This is a genomic window from Nitrospira sp., from assembly GCA_024760525.1.
Lineage (GTDB): Bacteria > Nitrospirota > Nitrospiria > Nitrospirales > Nitrospiraceae > Nitrospira_D.
The window spans coordinates 1,158,018-1,178,905 of record CP060499.1 but is presented as its reverse complement, the minus strand read 5'-3'; the positions used below and the strand labels follow the sequence as shown (position 1 = coordinate 1,178,905).

Sequence of the window (20,888 nt, the reverse complement as noted above, 5' to 3'; positions counted from 1 at the left end):
GCTAAGTCAAGTCAAGACAATGCCGTCTCTAAGCCCTTTTCTTTGAATTCGACGGCAGGTTGGCTATATGGGGAAGAGTGCAGAAGGAAGCCTAGGAACGGCACTGCCGTTCGTTTCCACACGATGCGGCGCGTGATATGCCTCGGCCCCTGTCTTTGGAATGGGCAGTCGTCTACGCTGGTCTGATGGCCAGTGCCACTAGTTCAATCGATCTAAGCCGCCTGTGGAGCGAGCCAGATTGACGCGAGCTGCATTGAGTTGGAAAAGTGCATTGACGAGGTTTTCTCTGGCGCGAGTAACTGCGGAAAGTCCGTTGGTCAACTCGAAATGGCTGGCCGAGGTGATGACGGCATAGCGTTCGCGCGCAAGGTCCAGTTCCTTTGTTGCCATCTCGAGACCGGTCTGCGCGATGCCCACCTGTTCTTTCGCCGCGGTCAGTGAAGCGAGCGCATCGCGCGCTTCCATTCTGACTTGATTGAGCACCGACTTCATCCGTAACGCTTCTTGCTGTACCTGGCTTCGCGCCTGGACGATGCGGCCTTCGCGTTGCGCTCCATCGAAGATCGGAATCTGAAGGGCCAACGCCATATTGTACGTGTCTACGGAGTTGTTCCAACGATTACCGATGAGGCCATACTCGCCTTGGGCAACCAGCGACGGCAAGCGCTCCCCGGTGATAGAGGAATAGGTCAGCTCCGAAGCTTTCATACGTGTGATCTGCGCCTGGACCTCCGGTCTTTGGCTCAACGCCGAGTCTATCGCCTGTTCCGGCGTCGGTATGTCCTGTACCTCCGTCAACCACTCATCGGTCAGAACAAGGGAACTTTCCATGGAGAGCGCAAGTAGATTGATGAGATTCAGTTTGGCATGGTCAAGGTCATACCGCGCCGATGATTCCTGTTGCCGTTCAGCCGCCAGTTGTGCTTCGAGCCGCGCAACATCCAGCAACGTCGCGACTCCTCCACGCTGCCGGTGTTTAACCGTCTCCAGTAGTTCGTTCATCACGTGCTGATTCGCTTCATGCACCTTGATCGTGGCCATGGCCTTCAACCCGTCCATGTAGGCCAGGGCCACGCTGGCCATCGTGTCGAATTTTCTCACCTCCGATTCCAGTTCGGTGACATGCAACGTCTCCCGTGAGGCCCGCCATCGCTGAATCAAGCTAAGACTGAACAGGTTTTGTGTCGCGCTGATGCGCGTATCGAAAATGCTGAATGGATCGGTGCGCACGGGAGAAAGCCCGATGGTACCCAAGAATTGCGTCTGTCTGGTCTGGCGAACATTGGCGGACAAGTTGGGCAGCATCGCCCCCAATTGGGTCCGAACCTGACCTTGCCCCTCCTGAATTCGTTCTTTGTACAGGAGGACGTCGGGATTGTTGCTGATCGCCGCCGCCAAGGCGCCTTTCAAGGTGAGAGAAAGAGGTTCGGAGACAACTGACTGCGGCGGTCTACTCGGTTCTCCGATTGGCAGACCGGCGGTCGAGAAGCTTGGCGCAAGCATCGTGGCGGCACATACACAGAATCCAAGAGGTGCAAACACCTTCAACATCCGTTACCGCTCTCTCAGGCTTTCTTTCATGGATTTCAGCAAAGGGCTCAACAGATATTCGATGATGCGACGCTGGCCGGTCTTGATCTCGACGGTCACAGCCATGCCGGGCGACAGGTTGACCGGCTTGCCTTCGACCTGAATCGTTCCTCGATCCATACTGACCCTGGTTGGATAGACCAGACCCACCTTTTCGATGAGGACCGCATCATCAGAAACCGTCACCACGCAACCTGGAATCGTGCCATAGAGGGTGAACTGAAATGTTTCCACCTTGATTTCGACCGGCTGCCCCTCCCGCACGAACCCCACATCTTTGTTCTCGACCTGCGCCTCCACCTCGACCGGATGGTCCTGCGGTACGATGATCAGCAACTGCTGGGCAGACGTCACGACTCCCCCGACCGTATGCACCGCCAATTGCTGCACAACGCCGGCAATCGGCGCGATGAGCCGCTGCAAGTCGGTCCTTTGGTCGGCCTTCGTCACCTCTTGCGCGAGCGACGCAGCCTTGGTTTCGAGTGCCGATAGTTCCGCCTGTTTCGTCTGCTGGAATTCCGACACCATGGCTCGATAGTGAGTCTCGGCCTCGCCGAGCGCGGCCCGGTCTTGCTGGAGTTTCCTTTTTTGCCCTGCGAGTTCCTGCGCCTTATCGATACGTTGGCCTTCGGCCTGCAGGAAGTCCATCTTGGTTGCTGCCCCACGATCGAATAGTTTCTTGTAGGCCTCGGCACGTTCACTCTCCATCGGAACAGTGGCTTCCAAACGGAGAATGTTCTCGTTGGTTTGCTCAACCGCAGCCTGGCGCTGATCCACCAGATGCTGCGCAGCCGCGACCTTGGCCTGATATTCCGCCAGTTGATCCCGTAGCAATTGCTGCTGCAACACCACGGAGGCTGCATCAGAATCGGGCGGCACTTCAAAGGTGTCCTGGTTCCGAATCAGTGCCCGCAACCGAGCCGCCTCCACTTTTGCCGCGCGGTATTCGTTAAGCGTCCGATCGAGATCGGCTCGATTGAGAGTCGAATCGAGATCGATCAACACATCGCCCTGCTTGACGGCTTGTCCATCCTGTACATGAATGGAGGCGATGACTCCGGTTTCATATGGCTGGATGATCTTTGAGTAGCCGCTAGGAATGATCTTCCCTTGCGCTGTCGCCACGATGTCGATCCATCCGAACATGGTCCACGACACCCCGCCCGTGAAGGCCGCGAGGATCGTCCAGAGAATGGCCCGACCGACCGGTGATGGCGGCGCCTGTTGAATTTCCAACACCGCCGGTAAGAATTCTGTGGCGTGTCCACGGGGAGCAGCTCCGACGGGCCGGCTCGATTCCACTTGCCAGGCCGCCTTCCACACGGTCCAATGTCGAGCCAATGCCCCGAATGCCATCCTATCGCCTACCTCACCCTACGGCTTCTTCTGTACCGACTTGATACGCATACAGTTTCGCATAACACCCGCCGGTACGGAGGAGGTCGTTATGCGACCCCTGCTCAACAATCTCTCCGCGATCGACGACATAGATACGATGGGCAGGCCGCACCGTGCTCAGTCGATGCGCGATGATGAAGACTGTGCGTTCCTTACAGATCTGTGTCATGTTCCGCTGGATCACGGCCTCTGACTCGTAGTCGAGGGCACTGGTGGCCTCATCCAATATGAGAATCCTGGGGTTCGCCACCAAGGCCCTCGCAAGGGCAATCCGCTGGCGCTGCCCTCCCGACAACGTGCATCCATGCTCTCCGATCACGGTATCGTACCCGTCCACCAATTCCAGGATGAATTCGTGGGCTCCGGCCAGTTTCGCGGCCTGCATCACCCGCTCTATCGCCAAGCCGGGATCCGTCAGGGCAATGTTGTCTCGTACCGAGGCGTTGAACAGGAAATTCTCTTGCAGCACGACTCCTACTTGTCTGCGGAGCCATGCCGGATCGACCTGAGCCAGATCCACTCCATCCACCAAGATGCACCCTCGCTCAGGCACATAAAGCCGCTGAACCAATTTGGCGATGGTGCTCTTTCCGGATCCTGAACGTCCGACGATGCCGATCACCTGACCCGGCTCAACGGCAAACGACACCTTGCGAATCACCTCCGGACCGTCAGACCGATAGCGAAATGTCACCTCTTCAAATCGCACCTGCCCTCGGACCTGCGGGAGCGTGGTTCGGTTCGGATTATATGAGGGCTCGGGCTGGGCATTGAGCACATCGCCCAACCGCTGCACCGAAATACCCACTTGTTGAAATTCCTGCCAAAGATTCACCAGGCGGAGGAGCGGGCCGGTGACCTGTGATGAGAGCATGTTGAATGCGATCAATTGCCCGATGCTGAGGTCACCCTCGATCACACGATAGGCACCTACCCACAGTACGGCCACCATCGTCACCTTTTGAACACAGGTCGCTGATTGGCCGGTTATCGTAATCAAGCTCGTGGCCCGAAAACTCGCCTTCACATAACCGGCCAGCTGCTCTTCCCATTTGCGTAACAGCGGCGGCTCGACGGCCATGGCCTTCACGGTCTGAATCCCGCTGACCGTCTCGACAAGGAACGCCTGATTCTCCGCCCCGCGATTGAACTTTTCGTGCAAGCGCGTGCGTATCGCCGGGGTGATCGCTACGGACAACAATGCATAGATCGGGAGTGAAGCCATCACGACGAGCGTGAGCGTCGAGCTGTAAAACCACATCACCGTGAGGAAGACAGCGGTAAAGACGACGTCCAACACCACCGTGACGGAATGACTCGTCAGGAATTGCCGAATCTGCTCCAACTCACGCACGCGGGCGACCATATCGCCGACTCGCCTCGCTTCAAAGTAAGACAGAGGCAGGGCCAAGATGTGCCGAAAGAGTTGGGCCCCGAGACTCACATCGATCCGATTCGTCGTATGGGAAAACAGATAGGTGCGGAACCCGCCGAGGAGGGCCTCGAAGACGGCCAGCGCGATCATGCCGAACGCCAACACATGAAGCGTCGTAAATCCTTTGTGCACGAGCACTTTGTCGATGACGACTTGCGTAAACAGCGGAGTCAACAGGGCAAAGAGCTGAAGAAAGAACGAAGCGACCAGCACTTCACCGAAAAACGTTCGGTACTTCACGATTGACGGAATGAACCAGGTGAAATCGAACTTGAGGTCCTTCAGACGGGCCTCAGCGCGCTTGGTAAAGAGCAGTAGTTCTCCGGTCCAAATCACCTCGAACTGTTCACGAGAGATGACGAGCGGGCGAGCTTCGACGGGATTGTGGATCAGCACCTTCTCCGCTCCGACCTTGGCCAATACGAGATAGCCCCCATCCACCAACTTGGCCATGGCAGGCAGCGGTGTCCCTTGCAGTTTGCTCCACTGAGTTTTGACCAAGCCGGCCTTCATACCAAGATGCTTGGCGGCGCGGAGCAGATCGGTGTCGGAAAGAACTTGCCCCGATTGGGCGAACTGATGCCGAAGCTGGGACCCATCGGCAGGGAGATCATGAAGCCGGGCAAGGATAAGAAGACAGGTCAGTCCCGTATCGGTGGGGATTCGTGACTGAGTCAGTATCGGGGAATCAGGGGCCTGAGGAAGCACTCTCGCTGCTTGAGCCGACATGTGGCCATCATAAGATAAGGTTCCCTCATGACCAAACGTTTTCGCTAATTCTACTTAGTGACCTTCACCTCTTTGGTGCTATCGATACCTTGAATTCCTTTTTACTGCCAGCTGGCGGCCAGGACGGCCTGCACGTCCTGCGGCCGCTGGTCGATGGCTTGATCCCAGGTGAGCCCCGATTGTTGCGTGAACGCCGCCATGGCCTGAATGAGTTGATCGACTTGCGTACTGAGCAACGTCTGCCCAGTGCCGGCCTGCATCATCTCCGTCTGATTCGTCGGGCCGCTGTACCAGTTCTGAATCGTCACCTGGTCGGTGCTCCCATGAATCGCCAGGCGCAAATTATTCGCCTGGCGGCTGATGACTAGATCGAGCGGGGTGATCATCGCGCCAAATCCCAGCGTATCCGAAGTCCCCGCGCTATCGACGACCGTGTCTTGGCCACCCCCGCGACTGTACCGGTAGGTGTCATTGCCGCCCAGCCCCGTCAAGACATTGTTGGCGGCATTCCCTGTTAGGATGTTGTTGAGGGTGTTCCCCGTCCCATTGATCGCACTGTGGCCGGTCAAGGTCACCTGCTCGAGATTCGAGCCCAAGGTCCAGGTGACACTGCTCTGCACGGTATCGGTCCCCTCATTCGCATTCTCCGTCACGACGTCTCCAGTGGTATTGACCACATAGATGTCGTTCCCCGTGCCGCCACGTAGCGTGTCGCTCCCCAGGCCACCATCCAGCGTGTCGTGGCCGGCTCCACCCGTAAGAATATTGTTGGCACTGTTGCCGGTGAGCACATTGTTGAGCGTGTTCCCCGTCCCATTGATGGCACTGGTCCCAGTGAGCGTCAGGTTTTCCACATTCGAGTTTACGGTCCACGTGACCGCGCTCTTGACCGTGTCGGTGCCCTCATTGGCTTGCTCCGTCACGATGTCGCCCGTGGTATTCACGACATAGGTGTCGTGGCCCGTGCCGCCGCGCAGGGTGTCGCTCCCCAGCCCGCCATCCAGCGTGTCGTGGCCGGCCCCACCGGTAAGCGTGTTGTTGGCGCTGTTGCCCGTAAGTATGTTGTCGAGCGTGTTGCCCGTGCCATGGATGGCACTCGTCCCGGTCAGGGTCAGGTTTTCCACGTTGACGCCGAGGGTATAGGTGACGACGCTCTGAACCGTATCGATGCCGTCATTGGCCAGTTCGGTGATGACCTCACTCGCGGTCTCGACCACATAGGTGTCATCGCCGGCGCCGCCGGCCATGCTGTCGCTGCCCGTCCCGCCGTTCAGCACATTGGCCGCGCTATTGCCCGTCAGCACGTTGTTCAGGGTGTTGCCCGTGCCGTTGATCGCGGTCGTTCCCGTGAGCGTCAGCTTCTCAAGATTCGACCCGAGCGTCCACGTCACCGCGCTCTGCACGGTGTCCGTGCCCTGGCCGGCCGACTCCGTCACAGTATCACCCGCCTCGACGAGATACGTATCGTTCCCGGCACCGCCCGCCAACACATTGGCCGCACTGTTCCCCGTGAGCACGTTGTTCAGGGTATTGCCCGTCCCATTGATCGCCGCCGTCCCGACCAAAGTGAGATGTTCAATATTCGCCCCCAGGGTGTAGGTGATCGAACTGTGGATGGTGTCGGTGCCTTCATTGGAGTTCTCCGTCACCTCATCGCCGATCTGATCGACGAGGTAGAGATCGTTCCCCACCCCGCCTGCCATGCTATCGAGGCCTGTGCCGCCATCTAATCGGTCATTGCCGCCATTCCCCGCCAGCTGATCGTCCCCGCCGAGCCCGAACAGCTCATTCTCGGTGTCGAACCCCGTGAGGGTATCGTTGCCGCTGGTGCCGGTGACCACGCGGAGACGACTGATGATCTCCGTCTCCCCCCAGATGGTCCCATCGGCGAACTGAATCGCGCCGATCGTGGGAGTCCGAAGGCCGGGCTCGATCAAATAGTTCTCCACCGTGAGCTGATCGGCTGTGCCGACAATGTTCATCACCAAATGGGTGCCCTGTCCCTCAAACGTCACCTCAGCAGGCGCCACGCCGGCCTGCATGTGGATGGAATCGATAAAGGTCGGCGACGCATAGGTCTGCGTGCCGGTCTGAATCACATCCTGCCCGTAGTCTCGTCCGAACACATAGAGATTGTCCCCGAGCCCGATCAGCGTATCGTTGCCTTGCCGCCCATCCAACACGTTGGACCCGGTCATCCGGTTGTCCTGTTGGTTGCCGACCAGATCGACCGCCCCGGAGAAGAAGGTATCCTCGCGCAATTCGATATGCTCCACGGCCTCAGGCACCACAAAGGATCCGGGGACCGCGATGCGGACCGTATCATTGCCTTCTCCAGCAACCTCGACGATCACATGGCCCGTCCCAAAGAGTTCATACAGGTCATTCCCGGCCCCGCCCACTAAACGATCGGTCCCGAGGTCGGCGCTCAAGCGGTCATCGCCGGCACCGCCGTCGAGCACATCATTTCCCTCCGACCCGAACAGCCGATCATGGCCGGCGCCGCCCTCTAAAATGTCGTCACCAGGACCGCCGTCCAACACATCGTTCCCCTCTTCCCCCAGGAGCGTATCCGCGCCGGCCAGGCCGGAGACCACATCGTTTCCCGCACCGGCGGCCAGGTGATCGATGAATGCCGTCCCCGTAAGGGTCTCGCTAGTGGCCGTTCCGCTTTGGTGGAATCCTCGCCCGATCAGCTGGCTATAGGTAAGCACGGTCCCATCGGCCCATTCGAACGTGTCGATGGGATGCGCGCCGGTTGGGACCGTCACGCCGAAGTTGGTGATCCGCACCGTATCCCCGGCCGTGCCCATGTGAAGGACCAATGTATCGCCCACCTCCATCCCCAGTGTCACCGACCCGGACGCAACCCCGGCTCCGAAGACGAGGCGATTGCCTTCCGCCGCTGCCTCCACGATCGTATCGGTGCCGTCTCCCTGATTGAACATGTAGGTATCCTGCCCGGATCCTCCAATGAGGACATCCTGCCCTGCCCCACCAGTGAGTACGTCATTCCCCGAATCTCCATCGAGCTCATCATCGCCAGTTCCGCCATCGAGAATATCGTTCCCCCCGTTCTCAGGATTAGGAGCCAGAGCCATACGATCACCGCGCAATGCATCATTTCCATCTCCGCCGAAGAGGGTATCGTTCCCAAGCCCGCCCTGTAGTTCATCATCGCCCTCTTCGCCATCAAGGAAATCGTTCCCCGCAATACTCACATCAAGGGGATCGTCTCCGAAGAGGGCATCGTTTCCCGTTCCGCCAAACAGCGTATCGGCTCCACCGCCGCCTTGCAGGTGATCCGTTCCTTCACCCCCATCGAGCGTATCGTCACCCGCTTGACCTTGAAATGAAGTCGCTTCGCCAAAGAGCAGATCGTTGCCTGCCCCTCCAAACAACATGTCATTACCACTGCCGCCTTGTAACTCGTCGTCGTCCTCGCCTCCGTCCAACAGGTCATCGCCAGCTTCCCCTTGTAGGTGGTCAAACCCGGCGTCGCCATAGAGGAGGTCATTCCCGGGAACGGGATCGTTGGTAAAGTCTCCGATCAGCTCGTCGTTCCCCGCTCCGCCAAACAACGTATCGTCCCCGCCCTCTCCGTAGAGAAAATCGTTTCCGTCTCCCCCATCCAAAATATCATTTCCGATCACGCCCAGGAGGTTCATCGCCTCTCCGAAGAGGTAATCGCTACCCAATCCACCGATCACCACGTCGTCCCCTTGAGCCCCGAGCACGTAATCGTCCCCATCGCCCCCGTCCAAATAATCGTTCATGCTTCCGATTGACAGCGCTGAATTCTCTCCCTGCATCCAGTCATTGCCATCTCCGCCGAAGATCGTGTCATCCCCACTATCTCCCGTAATCCGATCATCGCCCGCATCGCCATACACCAAATCATTCCCACCACCCGCCCAAATGAGGTCGTCTCCGCCTCCACCGTACATCTCATCCGCCTGGCCAAATTCCTCGATCTCTAGTTTTGTAGAATCGTTCACCAGGTTGGCAAAAACGAGCGTGCCTTGTTCGTCGAAGTAAAAGAATGTTAGCCACGTTGGATACGGAAGCCGATAGTTGTCATCGCCGCCCAAAAAGTCGGTTCCATCTCCGCCGAGCAGAAGGTCTGCACCGGAGGCGCCGAACAGTTCATCCGCCGCCGCTCCCCCAACCAGCACATCGTCGCCGGCGCCGCCATTGAGATACTCCAGCGAGGTTCCCACACCCGTAAATGTACTCAGCGAAGCGAGTTCCGCAAGATTCACGAGTTGGTCTGAGAAGAGATAATCATGGCCATCGCCACCTTGCATTCGATCCGCGCCCCCACCGCCGAGGAGCACATCGTCCCCTCCGAACCCGCGTAGCCAGTCCTCCAACTCGCCTGCGTCGATCGTGTCATTCCCCCCACTGCCCTGTAGATGATCTAACTTCGGCACCCGTGTCGGATCGTCCCAAATAGAATTTTCGAGATCGTCAAACCGAAATGGCCATGCCGGCTGATGATCACCCTCGATCGTCCGACCGGACGTCGGCAGCCCCGCCGACAGATCCTTCGCATCGATTAACTGAATCCCGAACTGCCCACTTTCAAAATTGTCGTTGACGGTCAGGATCTGCGTGCCGTTCAGCTTCACGACGAGATCGCCCCCTGACATCTGGTACTTGATCGTGCCATCTACGCTTTCCCAATCCGTGTGTCCCGCCTTCTTCACACCACCGCTGAGCATCCGGCCATTGACGAAAATCGCTCCACTAGCATCGGCGTCCTCAATCTGGTCGTACCCATCGCCTATACTCCAGTAATAGCGGTCGAAGCCGATGCCGCCGAGTAAGGTGTCATTGCCCCCACCGCCATCCAGTGTGTCGGCACCAGCATTGCCCACCAGCAGGTCGATCTGGCTTCCGCCACTGAGGGTATCGACTCGGTTGCCGCCCAGCAGAAAGGCTCCCCGGTTCTCGGCATCGGTCACGTTCATGCCGCCCGATCCCGCCTGCACGTACCAGTCACGCAATCCCGGTAATAACGATTCAATCCGGTCCCGATCACTAGCAGTAAAGGCGTTGGCCAGATAGGTCTGGAAGTAGAGGTCGTACCCCTTCGTGTCAGTGAGATTGGCAGCGACATTCGCCAGATCGAATCGGATCCCACCCGTCACGTCCGTGAACAATTCTTTGTTGTAGCCCGCACTCGTTTGTGTTTCGGTGTAGTACTTCTGCATGGCAAAGGCGATGAGAGTCTGGCTGACCAGTTTCACCGATGCGAAGGCATCATCGGCCATCGTCAGTCCACCATCCTGCGCCAGCTTCCAGAGGTCACTGGTGAAGCGGGTCACCATCGCGTTGCCTTGTTCATTCTGAACAAGACGCTCGAGAAAATTCTGGTTGTCAGGGTCAGTAGTTGGATGCGCATACAAGCTGTCGTCGAAGATCATCTCCACCAGCTTCGTGAGCCTGAACGTCACATCGTTCAACGCCTGTCCAGACAAAGCGGTCTGCATGCTCTGCAAAAAGGCCGTCAGTAAGGCCACGGAGTGGAGATCGTACCCTGATACCCCAGGCGCGTTGGTGGGGATAGAAGCGGGCTGGCCAATACGATCCAAGATGTTGTAGGGCATCCCAGACAAAAACTCGCCGTCCACATTGACGCTCGTCACCAGGCTAGAGTTTGGGATCTCACCGGGAGCCATGGCGGCACGTAGCGTGAGAAAGTCCGTCAGACCAACCAGCTTTTCAGGACTGTAACCCTCTGAGAGCAGATATTCCTTCAGAACCGCCGCGACATCTGGGAGGACAAGACTGGCCTCCGCCGAATTGGCAAACGGCGCCTGGTCGAATGTGGCTGCCTGCTTGCCGAAGAACACACCCATCAAGGCCGCTAGACCGCCGCCTAGACTGTGGCCCGTGAAGGTAATGGTGGCGTTAGGATTAGTCGCCATGATTTCCAAGTAGTATTCAGCGGCTTGCTCAAGCTGCACGGAGCCCACACCTGTGGCAAGCAAGTAATCGGCCGTATGGTCTGGTCCAACCAGCGATTCGTTGGGATTTGTACCGGCGTAGGAGATGACAATTTCATTGCCTCGTTGGAAAGAAATGGCTTCGAAGCCGGTTGCATCATCTTGGAAGTGTGGTGGGTTAGTTACGGCTACCCATCCTTGTGGTATTGGAAATTTGTTGATGTCGGGACGAGTAGAAATGTACGAAGCTCCAGCCATCAAGGCATATTCGATTGTGGTAGCCATGATTATTTGTCTCCTTTAAATTGTGTTACTTGTTACACATGCGATCAGCAAACTCTTTATTGAACTTCCCATCTGGGCTAGTTCCAAACCAACCACATTTGTAATGAATCATCTCTTGACAGTTCACCGCGGATCCCTCTGTCCCCAGCTTCATCGGTTCTCGCAGAATGGTTTTGTGGTCGGGATTCACTGTATGACGGTTCAATTCCTTAATCTTCTCTGCCAAAACAAAACCCTGTCTCACTAGCTCCGTTCCCTCACGCCCTATAATGCTGAGGGCCACATTGATCGTGGTAAACTCGGTCGGAAAGGCTTCAAGCGGAATGCGCTGCCAGGCCGTGCCGTCGTATTTGAAGAAGACATACGGCGGGTTCGGCCGCCCCCACTTGTTGTACGACAGGCATAAGTTCGGCTCCGTGACGAGATAGGGTGTACCGTTCAGCACATGCACGGCCAGTAGGTGAAAATTGGTTCGTCCGAGATCTTCCCCATATTCGCTGGTCCAGGTGATGCGCTTATCCAACCCTGGTGGTGTGAAGGCAATCGTGTGCTCTTTGATCGGTGGCGGCTGGCCAACTTCGCGCCGCCCCCCATACGTTTGCGAGCGGGTGACAACCATCTTGGTTCCGTCATGCAACAGCACTTCTTCCTGCCAACTATCTCCGCCAAAACCGAAGAGACCGGCTTCGACACCGCCGCTCAGACACGCCAGTAACACTCCGAGAACGGCGAGCGTGAGAAGCATTGCCTTTGAGTTGCTCATACCGCTTTCCTTTCCATCTGAAATCCCGAACCTGCAACATTGCCACCGCAGAAGCGTTTGCTTCTTTTTCGATCGATGCGATTCAAGAGGTCCCAAGACATCCTGGATAAGAATTCCCCGGCCACATTGATGCTGTCCACCAAACTGGCGTTCAAAATCTCACCCACAGGCATAACAGTGCGGAGCACTGCAATTGGCTGGTCTTTCATTTCACTCATGCGCGTGGATTCCTGGAATGATAGATGAGGGGAGATGGCCTAGCTGCAGCTTCGTGAATTATCCATTCCTACAAGAGCAACGTTCGAGTTGTATTTACACCTACGTTATAATAAGTACTTTATACTGTTGTATATATCTCTTTCGAGGGGGTCGCCACTTCGGTCCGACTTCCGCTATTCATCAGCGCATCATTGTTCTCATCGCTCTCAAAGTTCTCGTTGACGGTCAGGATCTGTGTGCCGTTCAGCTTTACGACGAGATCGCCCCCTGCCAGCTCGTACTTGATCGTGCCATCTGCGCTTTCCCAATCAGTATGCCCAGACTTCTTCACGCCACCCACAAGCATCCGGCCATTGACGAAAATCGCTCCCGTGGCATCGGCGTCCTCAATCCAATCGTGCCCATCGCCTGTGCTCCAGTAATAGCGGTCGAAGCCGATACCGCCGAGTAAGGTGTCATTGCCCCCACCGCCATCCAGTGTGTCGGCACCAGCATTGCCCACCAGCAGGTCGATCTGACTTCCGCCGCTAAGGATATCGACTCGTTTGCCGCCCAGCAGAAATGCTCTCCGGTTCTCGTCATCGGTCACATTCATCCCGCCCGATCCCGCCTGCACATACCAGTCGCGCAGCGTGGGCAGTAGCGACTGAATCAGCTGGCGATCGGTATTGGTAAAAGCGGATGAGTTGAGATAGTTCTGAAAGTACATGGTGTAGCCCTTGGCGTCGCTGAGCGTGGTGGCCACATCGGCCCGATCAAAGTGGACGCCGCCACTACCAATGCCCGCCGTGGCAAGATCGGTGAACAGTTCCTTACTCGCGTTCGTGGCATTAACGGTGTCTTCGTAGTACATCTGCATGGCAAACGCGATCAGCGTCTTGCTGACCAAATTCGTAGCAGGCGTGGGACCATCCGTCATTGTCAGTCCGCCCTCCTGCGCCAGTTTCCAAAGATCACTGGTGAACCGCGTCACCATTGCATTGGCCGTTTCGTTCTGGACCAGGCGCTCGAGGAAGTTTCGATTCTGAGGGTCAGTGGTCGGATGCGCAAACAAGCCGCTTGAAAAGATCATCCCCATCAGATCGGTGAGTTTGGCAGTGACGCCGTTTAACGTCTGTCCTGACACAGCGGTCTGCATACTCTGGAGAAACGCGGTCAGCAACGCATGCGAATGCAGATCGCCCCCGGACACGCCCGGAGCATCGGTCGGGAGATAGGTTGGCAGACCAATGCGGTTCGCCAGAACATTCCAAGGCACCCCAGCGAGAAATTCCCCTTGCACATTGAGGCTGCTCACCAGGTCAGCGCTTGGAATTCCGCCACTGACCGCACGGCGTTGTAGAAAGTCGGTCAGTCCGGCCAAGGCCGTTATGCTGTAACCCCGGGTAAGCAGATCGGACAGGAGCGTCTCGGCGACATTTGGGAACAGGCTTGGCGTCGCCGAGTTGGCGAACGGTGCTTGATCGAAGGTCACCGCCTGTTTGCCGAAGAACACACCCATAAGGGCCGCCAACCCGCCGCCCAGGCTGTGGCCGGTAATGGTAATCGTTGCGCCGGGATTGGCCGCCTGGACTTGCAAATAGTATTCTGCCGCTTGTAACAGCTGCACAGAGGCTATACCCGAGGTGAGCAAGATATTGGCCGTATTGTCCGGCCCGGGCGGTAAAATGCCGTCGTTCGGATCGGTCCCTGCGATGGAAATGACGATCTCGGTGCCACGCTGGAAATAGCCAGCCTCAAAACCAGTGGCTGGATCTCTTCGCCTCTTTTCCAGAGGTTCTAACCAGCCATAGCTATCTAGCGTTGGGAACCAATTCTTTTCGGCACGAGTGGATTGATACGCCCGGCCAGCCATCAACGCATATTCAAGTTCCGTCACCATGGTTATTCTCCCTTTTCCTTAAATAACGTGGCACAAGGACACCTCTCTACCGGCACATGCCAGCTTTCACAGGATTTGCTGCAGGCACTGTAAGACGGCTGATCTCGAAACCACCCCAACCCAATCCAACCTCCGCCTTCTTTCCCCGCATAAATCATTTCTCCACACTGGCTTTGCCCATGCTCCTTCATTGGTTCGCGCAGAATACTCTTGTATTGAGGGCTGACTATGTGCCGGTTCATCCTATTGATCTGCTCTGACGAGACAAAACCAAGTCTCACCAAGTTCTCTACTTCACGTCCAAGAATGTCGAGAGCCACATTGATGGATTGAAACTCGGCAGGAACGTCTTCAAGTGGAATACGCTGCCAGGCTTTGCTGTCGTACCTGAAGAACACATAGGGCGGATTGGGTCGGCCCCACTTGTTGTACGAGAGACACAGGTTCGGTTCCGCAACAATGTAGGGAGTTCCGTTCAGTACTTGCACGGCTAGTAAATAAAAGTTCGTGCGCCCAAGGTCGTCTCCATATTCGCTCGTCCAGGTGATGCGCTTACTCGACCCTGGCAGCGTGAAGGAAATCGTGTGCTCTTTAATCGGTGATGGCTGCCCGATCTCGTGGCTCCCACCATACGTTTGTGAACGTGTGATGACCATCTTGCTGCCGTCATGGAGCAGCACCTCCTCTTGCCAACTGTCTCGCCCAAAGCCGAAAAGACCGGCGTCGGCGCGGACCCCAATGCCCCACACCACGGCAAACAGAATCACGATAATCAGCGACCGGTTTGGCCATTTCCCATTCATTAGTTGCCTTCCTTCTAAGGGCTAGCCCTTTGCCTTCGGCTGCCGCGCTGCACCCAAGCTCTCCAGCACTTGCTGAATCTGTTGCTGCAACCTGGCCAAGGCAGCTACATCCATGGCCACACGGCTGACGAGATGCCCCTCGACACCTTTCGGAGCCGCCTGGCCGTCTTTCGCCGTCTTCGCAATCGCGGCAAGCAACGCGGGCTCGATAAATCCAAAGTCCAGATAGGCGATGCCCTGCGCTACCCCGACGTTGGTGTAGTTAGCCGTGCGTGGGTGGGCCGAAGAATCAGACGGTTTTAGCCGGATGTTTAACGCAATAGTCGTGTCTTTCTGGTCGCTCATCAACGCACACTCCTTGACAGTGGGTGAAAGTCCAGAAGAATAGATAGAGTAAGCTAAAACACTCACGTGTCTATTCTTAATTACAAAGTGGCGTGAGTGTAGTGGGCCCGTCAGTTGTCTGTCAAGATCTGATTCCTGAAAATAGGCTTCCAGAGCCATTTTGAATGGCCATATACGAAAGTGAGGAGGGATGGCTCACACGTAGAGAAGAGGGCTTCAACTACACCAAGACAGCGCATCTGGTTGAAGTCAAATGATGTCAGCTTGGTCCCATGTGACCGCAAGGGAAACCGTACCGTGGTTCCTAATAGGAGAATCTAGAGTTCTCTGCTGGAGGAAACAGATAAGGTGATGATGGCTGCTGGATGAAGAGTGGATTCGATCTGAGGAAAGGATTAGCAGAAAATCGAGGACGTCATGAAGTCGCGTTGATTCGAGAGAGGCACCGGCTGGCCCAGCTCATTGCCAGACCAACCGGACGTAGGTGGGTAACTACTGCTATGAACTAGAGCTCTCACTTGTTCATGAGGGAATCCATCGCTCCCTTGGCGCCACCACCGGACACTGACAGTGAAGAGAGATTATCTTTGGTCTGCTTGAGCGTATTCATATTCTTCTGCAGAGCATCGACATTCTTCTGCATGTCGACCAAAGAGGTTCCAATCTGGGTGACGGAATCCTTGAGCCCAAAGAGCCCCTCAGCTGAAGCGACATGCAACGACACCCCTCCCAACACGAACCCGAGCAAGAATGCGGGAATAGCGAAGATTGATATCGAACGCGCGGTTGTCATGGATCCCTCCTTGGTTGAATGGCTCTCGGCGCCTACTTACATTGCCAGCAGAATGCCTTCACATGGTACCAATCGGACAGGACCTTGAGACGAGTGCTATCCGAGGTACCTGCCGTACAAAAAGGCCACGAATTGCTTGGCTCCGCGCATGCGATTTTTTACATTCTCGTCTGAGACACCTGACTGTCGCAGCTGTTGTTCAAACCTGACCAGCGCATCCTTAAGCTCTTTTCTCAATTCTCTCTCGATGACTCGGTCGAGCACGCTCGGCATGATTTCCCTCCTCGATCGTTGACTACGTCCTGATCAGGCTACATCTTGTCTGGACGGTGTGATGTGCAGGCACCAGGGTGGGAATTCTACAGAACTTGCCAGGGACAAGCCAGTTCTTAAAACAGAGGGAGCCGCTCGCCCGAGACGTTTTTTCAGGCAATGCTAGAGCCGCCTGGCATGGAACACCGTCAGCCCTGTTTTCACTCTTGCCTTAGGCAAGATCGCCTTGTGCATACGGAAGGTCGGAAGGGAGACGACTGGTTGGTCCCAGCGCACATCCCACCCTGCTCTCGCCAATAGCTCCCGCAGCTCAACGGGTCCGACCACAAACGCCTCACCTCCCCGCCGCAAGGTGTGACTCAATCGTGTGACACCGGCCATCAAGGCAACCGAAGATCCAAACGAAGCATACGGCACCCAGTGATACAGCAGATCATAAGTCCCCTGGCTCACTGTAGACCGTTCATACTCACCGGCGGGTACCATGCGAATTCGCTGCAGCCACTCCCATTGGTGCACTTCGGCACACTGAGTCCACAGTTGTTGAGCCTGACGCTGCGCATAGGCCAAGTGGCGGACACTGACGGTGTAGTCGCGCGGCCGGTCGAAGAGAATACATGTTGAAATGACGGCATCCCCGTTGTCGATGAGTACGCGTTCCGCTTGTGATCGGAATCTTCCAATTCCACGGTCTTGTTCGCTCAGATCGTCCAGATAGTCCGCAACAAAAGCTTGCGCGGCGAGTTCGTTGATCTCTTCGTCGTCATCCGGAAACAGCGGCACCGCCTCAAACGCTTCGGCAGGGAGAATCTTCAGGAACCCTTGCGTGAAGACTGTACGCCAATCGATAGGACTTATGGGACACTCGGGAGAAGACGAGGGCAGCGGATGAAAACCGGTCGTTAACGAGACGACCGTTTCCCTTTCCCGATCCCTCAGGATCAACCGACTTCCTTGGACCTGCAGACTGCGATCCAGCGGAAGCACACGACGACCGCTTGGATTCATGTATGAAAGGCCGGCCGCATCATCCGCAAGCGTCGCCTTTTGGACGACCCCGGCTTGTACGGTCAGACATAATCCTTGGCTCTCGTCCAGATAGCGAACCGGAGGATGCTGGGCCGGCAGCCATGTACCAACATGGGATTTCATGGGATTCATGAAATCGGCAAATGGGTCCACGCCGCGTACTCGCTGCGGTGTGAAAAAACTGCTGAACAGGCGAAACGCCGCCTCAGATGGATAGGTGGGAATCCCGCGATATCGTAACGGCCTTGGAGTGACCTGTCCTTTGTTTTGATCGTCATACAGCCCGCGAATCAGCTCGAACACCGCGGAGCCGGTCCCCGGCAACAGCGACTTGAACAGCTCGACGACCGGGAGAAAATCAATTTGATCCCAATGCATCGCGCCCATGCAGGACATGAAGCGGGCCTGCTCAAACCCTCCGTCATTTAGCACATACAGCGCATCTTTTCGCTGGCGAATCGTCGCCGTCCCTGTTGGATCAATCGTCAGATCCTCATCCCGATAAAACCACCGCACCTCCTCGATCGGTACTCGTAATGCCCCGGCAGCTAGGGCGCGAAGATCATCAGGAGTGGTCTGCTGCCAATTGGGCTTTGCAGCGAGATTCAACCTCGTTTCGTTCACCAGTCCGCATGGTTTAATTCCGACCCACCGCCCCCAATCCAACCGGACGCGCGCGCGCGTCAGCAAAACAGTCCCGGCGGGGCTGGATTCCCATTCACACTCATGCAAGGGATAGCCTGCCGGATCGGCAGCGAGAAATCTCCGTCCATCAGGACCATAGAACACCAGATGCCCGGTCGGAAGGGTTTCGATGTGTCCACCCATCTGGTCGAACTGCTCAGCGAGCGTGCATGATGAGGGAAACCGGAGATGGCCGGGAGTCTTTAGGGCAAATGCAATGGCATTCGAGGGCATTCACTCGCGGAGCTGGCCGCTCCCCAAGACGATGAATTTACAGCAGGTGAGCTCTTCCAATCCCATAGGGCCCCGCGCATGAACCCGGGAGGTGCTGATACCGATCTCGGCGCCAAGGCCGAATTGATATCCGTCGTTGAGTCGCGTGGATGCATTCACGAGCACGGCGCTGGCATCGACTTCCTTGAGAAATCGCATGGAGCGTCCGTAATCCGAGGTCACGATGGCTTCCGTGTGCCGTGACCCGTACTGGGCGATGTGTTCCATGGCCTCATCCATACTTTTGACGATTTTGACGGCAAGGATTAGGTCAAGAAACTCTTTCCCATAGTCTTGTTCGCTTGCCGGCTTCGCGTCAGGGATCAGTTGACAGGTCTTCGGGCATCCGCGAATCTCGACATGGGCCGCTCTCAGGCTCGTGGCGAGTTTGGGGAGAAGCGTCCGCGCGACTGTCTGATGGACCAGCAGGGTTTCCATCGCGTTACAGGTAGACGGCCGCTGTGCCTTGGCGTTGACGCAAATGGCTTCCGCCATCGCCGGGTCTGCTGCGGCATCGACATAGATGTGGCATACCCCCGCATCATGCTTGACCACCGGAATCGTCGCGTGTTCCGCGATGAGCTTCATCAGCGATTCACCGCCGCGCGGAATGATCAAGTCAATAAATCGATCCTGCTTCAAGAGAATTGGGACCACATCACGATCGGCACGGTCGACAAAGGTGATTGCGCCGGGAGGGACACCGGCCTTCTCGGACGCTTCGGACAGAATGGCGGCAATCGCGGTATTTGAATAGATCGCTTCACTGCCGCCGCGCAAGACACACACATTGCCGGACTTCAGACACAGAGCAGCCGAATCCGCCGTCACATTGGGACGCGACTCATAGATGATCCCGATCACTCCGATGGGCACGCGTACCCGACCCACTTGCATCCCGTTGGGCCTCGTCCACATGGCCGACATCATACCGACAGGGTCGGGTAGCTTCGCGACTTCACGAACACCGGCTGCCATCTCTCCGATGCGCTTCTCGGTCAGCCTCAAGCGGTCAGCCATCGCTTTTTTGTCAGAGACCGTCTCAAATGCCTTGAGGTCTTGTTCATTCGCCTCGATCAATTCGGCCGACTTCGCCTCGATCGCCTCCGCCATCGCAAGGAGCGCTTGATTCTTGGTCGACGTCGGAAGAGAAGCCAATCTCCGTGCAGCTTGTTTCGCTTTGGAGACCAGCTCCAGTACATACTCAGAAGCAGGCAGTGGTTTGGATTCTTCGAGCTTGTGATCGGAGACAGTTCGACCTAAGGCTTCCATGCTTTTCACCAGCAATCCGCTCGCATCAAGACGAGACTGACCATACCGTGTGGGTAAGAGACGGGTCAAGAGTCTCAGGGTTGCTTGGTAGCCTGACTCCCTGTCAGTGGGCTGAACCGGCCTGACCCAAGACTGTTTGAAAGTACTGGATGGTCTTCTTTAAAGCATCTTCTAATTCAACTCTCGGTTCCCACTTCAGTAACGTTTTCGCGCGAGCAATATCCGGTCGCCTGACCTTAGGATCATCGGCGGGCAGCGGGTGGAAAGCAATCTCACTCGATGAGTGAGTCAACTTCAGAATCACGTTGGCGATTTCCAGCACTGTGAGTTCTCTTGGATTGCCGATATTGACGGGGTCATGAATGCTGCTGGCTTGCCTGCCGTTCTGTTCGGTAAAGAAGAACTTCCGGTCGGTTCGCTGCTCGACTGTCTTATCAGAGTCCACGAATAACAGACCAATGATGCCCCTCACCAGATCGTCCACATAACAAAAACTCCGCGTCTGCATGCCATCTCCATACACCGTGAGAGGCTTCCCTTGCAGAGCCTGCACAATGAAGTTCGACACGACGCGTCCGTCATTGGGCCTCATGCGCGGTCCGAACGTATTAAAGATGCGGACGATCCGTGTGTCCAGACCATGGTAGCGATGGTATGCCATGGTCATCGCTTCTCCAAATCGCTTCGCTTCATCGTAGACGCCCCGTGGACTGATAGGGTTGACGTTTCCCCAATACGACTCGGGTTGCGGATTCACGAGCGGGTCGCCGTACACTTCCGACGTACTGGCCAGCAAGAAGCGTGCTCCCTTGGCTTTCGCCAACCCCAAGGCCTTATGCGTCCCCAATCCTCCGACTTTCAATGTCGCGATGGGCATGTCGAGATAATCTTGGGGGCTCGCAGGAGAGGCAAAGTGCATCACCGCATCAAGATGGCCCTCGACATGAACATAGTCGCAGACATTGTATTTAATGAACGAAAATGAACTGTTCCCCATTAAATGAGCGACGTTCTCAACTTTTCCGGTGCTGAGGTTGTCCATGCTAATAACATGATGCCCTTCGCTGATGAGCGACTCGGCAAGATGGCTACCCAGAAACCCGGCACCACCGGTAACTAAAATGCGCATATGCTGAACTCCTCTCGGTTTGGATTCGGTCAAGT

At 56.4% G+C, this 20,888-nt stretch carries 14 protein-coding genes; all 14 read right to left on the bottom strand.

Annotation, left to right across the window (positions count from 1 at the left end):
• Positions 1–198 precede the first annotated feature (198 nt).
• Positions 199–1,551 carry a TolC family protein gene (locus H8K04_05560; GenBank protein ID UVT17021.1) on the bottom strand — a complete coding sequence of 451 codons (1,353 nt, stop codon included), beginning with the start codon at positions 1,549–1,551 and terminating at the stop codon, positions 199–201.
• Positions 1,552–1,554: 3 nt separating this feature from the next.
• Complete coding sequence (locus tag H8K04_05555; GenBank protein UVT17020.1) at positions 1,555–2,946, bottom strand: HlyD family type I secretion periplasmic adaptor subunit; 1,392 nt, start codon at positions 2,944–2,946, stop codon at positions 1,555–1,557.
• Between the two features lie 13 nt (positions 2,947–2,959).
• Entirely contained in the window at positions 2,960–5,152 is a 2,193-nt protein-coding gene (locus H8K04_05550; GenBank protein ID UVT17019.1) for a type I secretion system permease/ATPase, read from the bottom strand.
• A gap of 101 nt (positions 5,153–5,253) precedes the next feature.
• A complete protein-coding gene (locus H8K04_05545; GenBank protein UVT17018.1) occupies positions 5,254–11,388 on the bottom strand; it encodes a hypothetical protein in 6,135 nt (2,044 codons plus the stop codon).
• A gap of 25 nt (positions 11,389–11,413) precedes the next feature.
• Positions 11,414–12,151, bottom strand: coding sequence for a hypothetical protein (locus tag H8K04_05540; protein UVT17017.1), 738 nt, complete (start codon positions 12,149–12,151; stop codon positions 11,414–11,416).
• Positions 12,148–12,369 carry a hypothetical protein gene (locus H8K04_05535; GenBank protein ID UVT17016.1) on the bottom strand — a complete coding sequence of 74 codons (222 nt, stop codon included), beginning with the start codon at positions 12,367–12,369 and terminating at the stop codon, positions 12,148–12,150. Before H8K04_05535 ends, H8K04_05540 begins: the two co-directional genes overlap by 4 nt.
• A gap of 119 nt (positions 12,370–12,488) precedes the next feature.
• Positions 12,489–14,252: a hypothetical protein gene (locus tag H8K04_05530; protein UVT17015.1), complete on the bottom strand. Its 1,764-nt coding sequence runs from the start codon at positions 14,250–14,252 to the stop codon at positions 12,489–12,491.
• A gap of 2 nt (positions 14,253–14,254) precedes the next feature.
• Entirely contained in the window at positions 14,255–15,055 is an 801-nt protein-coding gene (locus H8K04_05525; GenBank protein ID UVT17014.1) for a hypothetical protein, read from the bottom strand.
• A gap of 21 nt (positions 15,056–15,076) precedes the next feature.
• Positions 15,077–15,400, bottom strand: coding sequence for a hypothetical protein (locus H8K04_05520; protein ID UVT17013.1), 324 nt, complete (start codon positions 15,398–15,400; stop codon positions 15,077–15,079).
• Between the two features lie 514 nt (positions 15,401–15,914).
• Positions 15,915–16,193: a hypothetical protein gene (locus tag H8K04_05515; GenBank protein ID UVT17012.1), complete on the bottom strand. Its 279-nt coding sequence runs from the start codon at positions 16,191–16,193 to the stop codon at positions 15,915–15,917.
• Positions 16,194–16,289: 96 nt separating this feature from the next.
• Positions 16,290–16,466, bottom strand: a complete 177-nt coding sequence (locus H8K04_05510) for a hypothetical protein (GenBank protein UVT17011.1) — start codon at positions 16,464–16,466, stop codon at positions 16,290–16,292.
• 162 nt (positions 16,467–16,628) lie between these two features.
• On the bottom strand, positions 16,629–18,323 hold the full coding sequence (locus tag H8K04_05505) for a hypothetical protein (protein UVT17010.1): 1,695 nt from the start codon (positions 18,321–18,323) through the stop codon (positions 16,629–16,631).
• Positions 18,324–18,413: 90 nt separating this feature from the next.
• A complete protein-coding gene (locus H8K04_05500; GenBank protein UVT17009.1) occupies positions 18,414–19,724 on the bottom strand; it encodes a glutamate-5-semialdehyde dehydrogenase in 1,311 nt (436 codons plus the stop codon).
• 103 nt (positions 19,725–19,827) lie between these two features.
• On the bottom strand, positions 19,828–20,853 hold the full coding sequence (locus H8K04_05495) for an SDR family oxidoreductase (GenBank protein ID UVT17008.1): 1,026 nt from the start codon (positions 20,851–20,853) through the stop codon (positions 19,828–19,830).
• Positions 20,854–20,888: the final 35 nt, after the last annotated feature.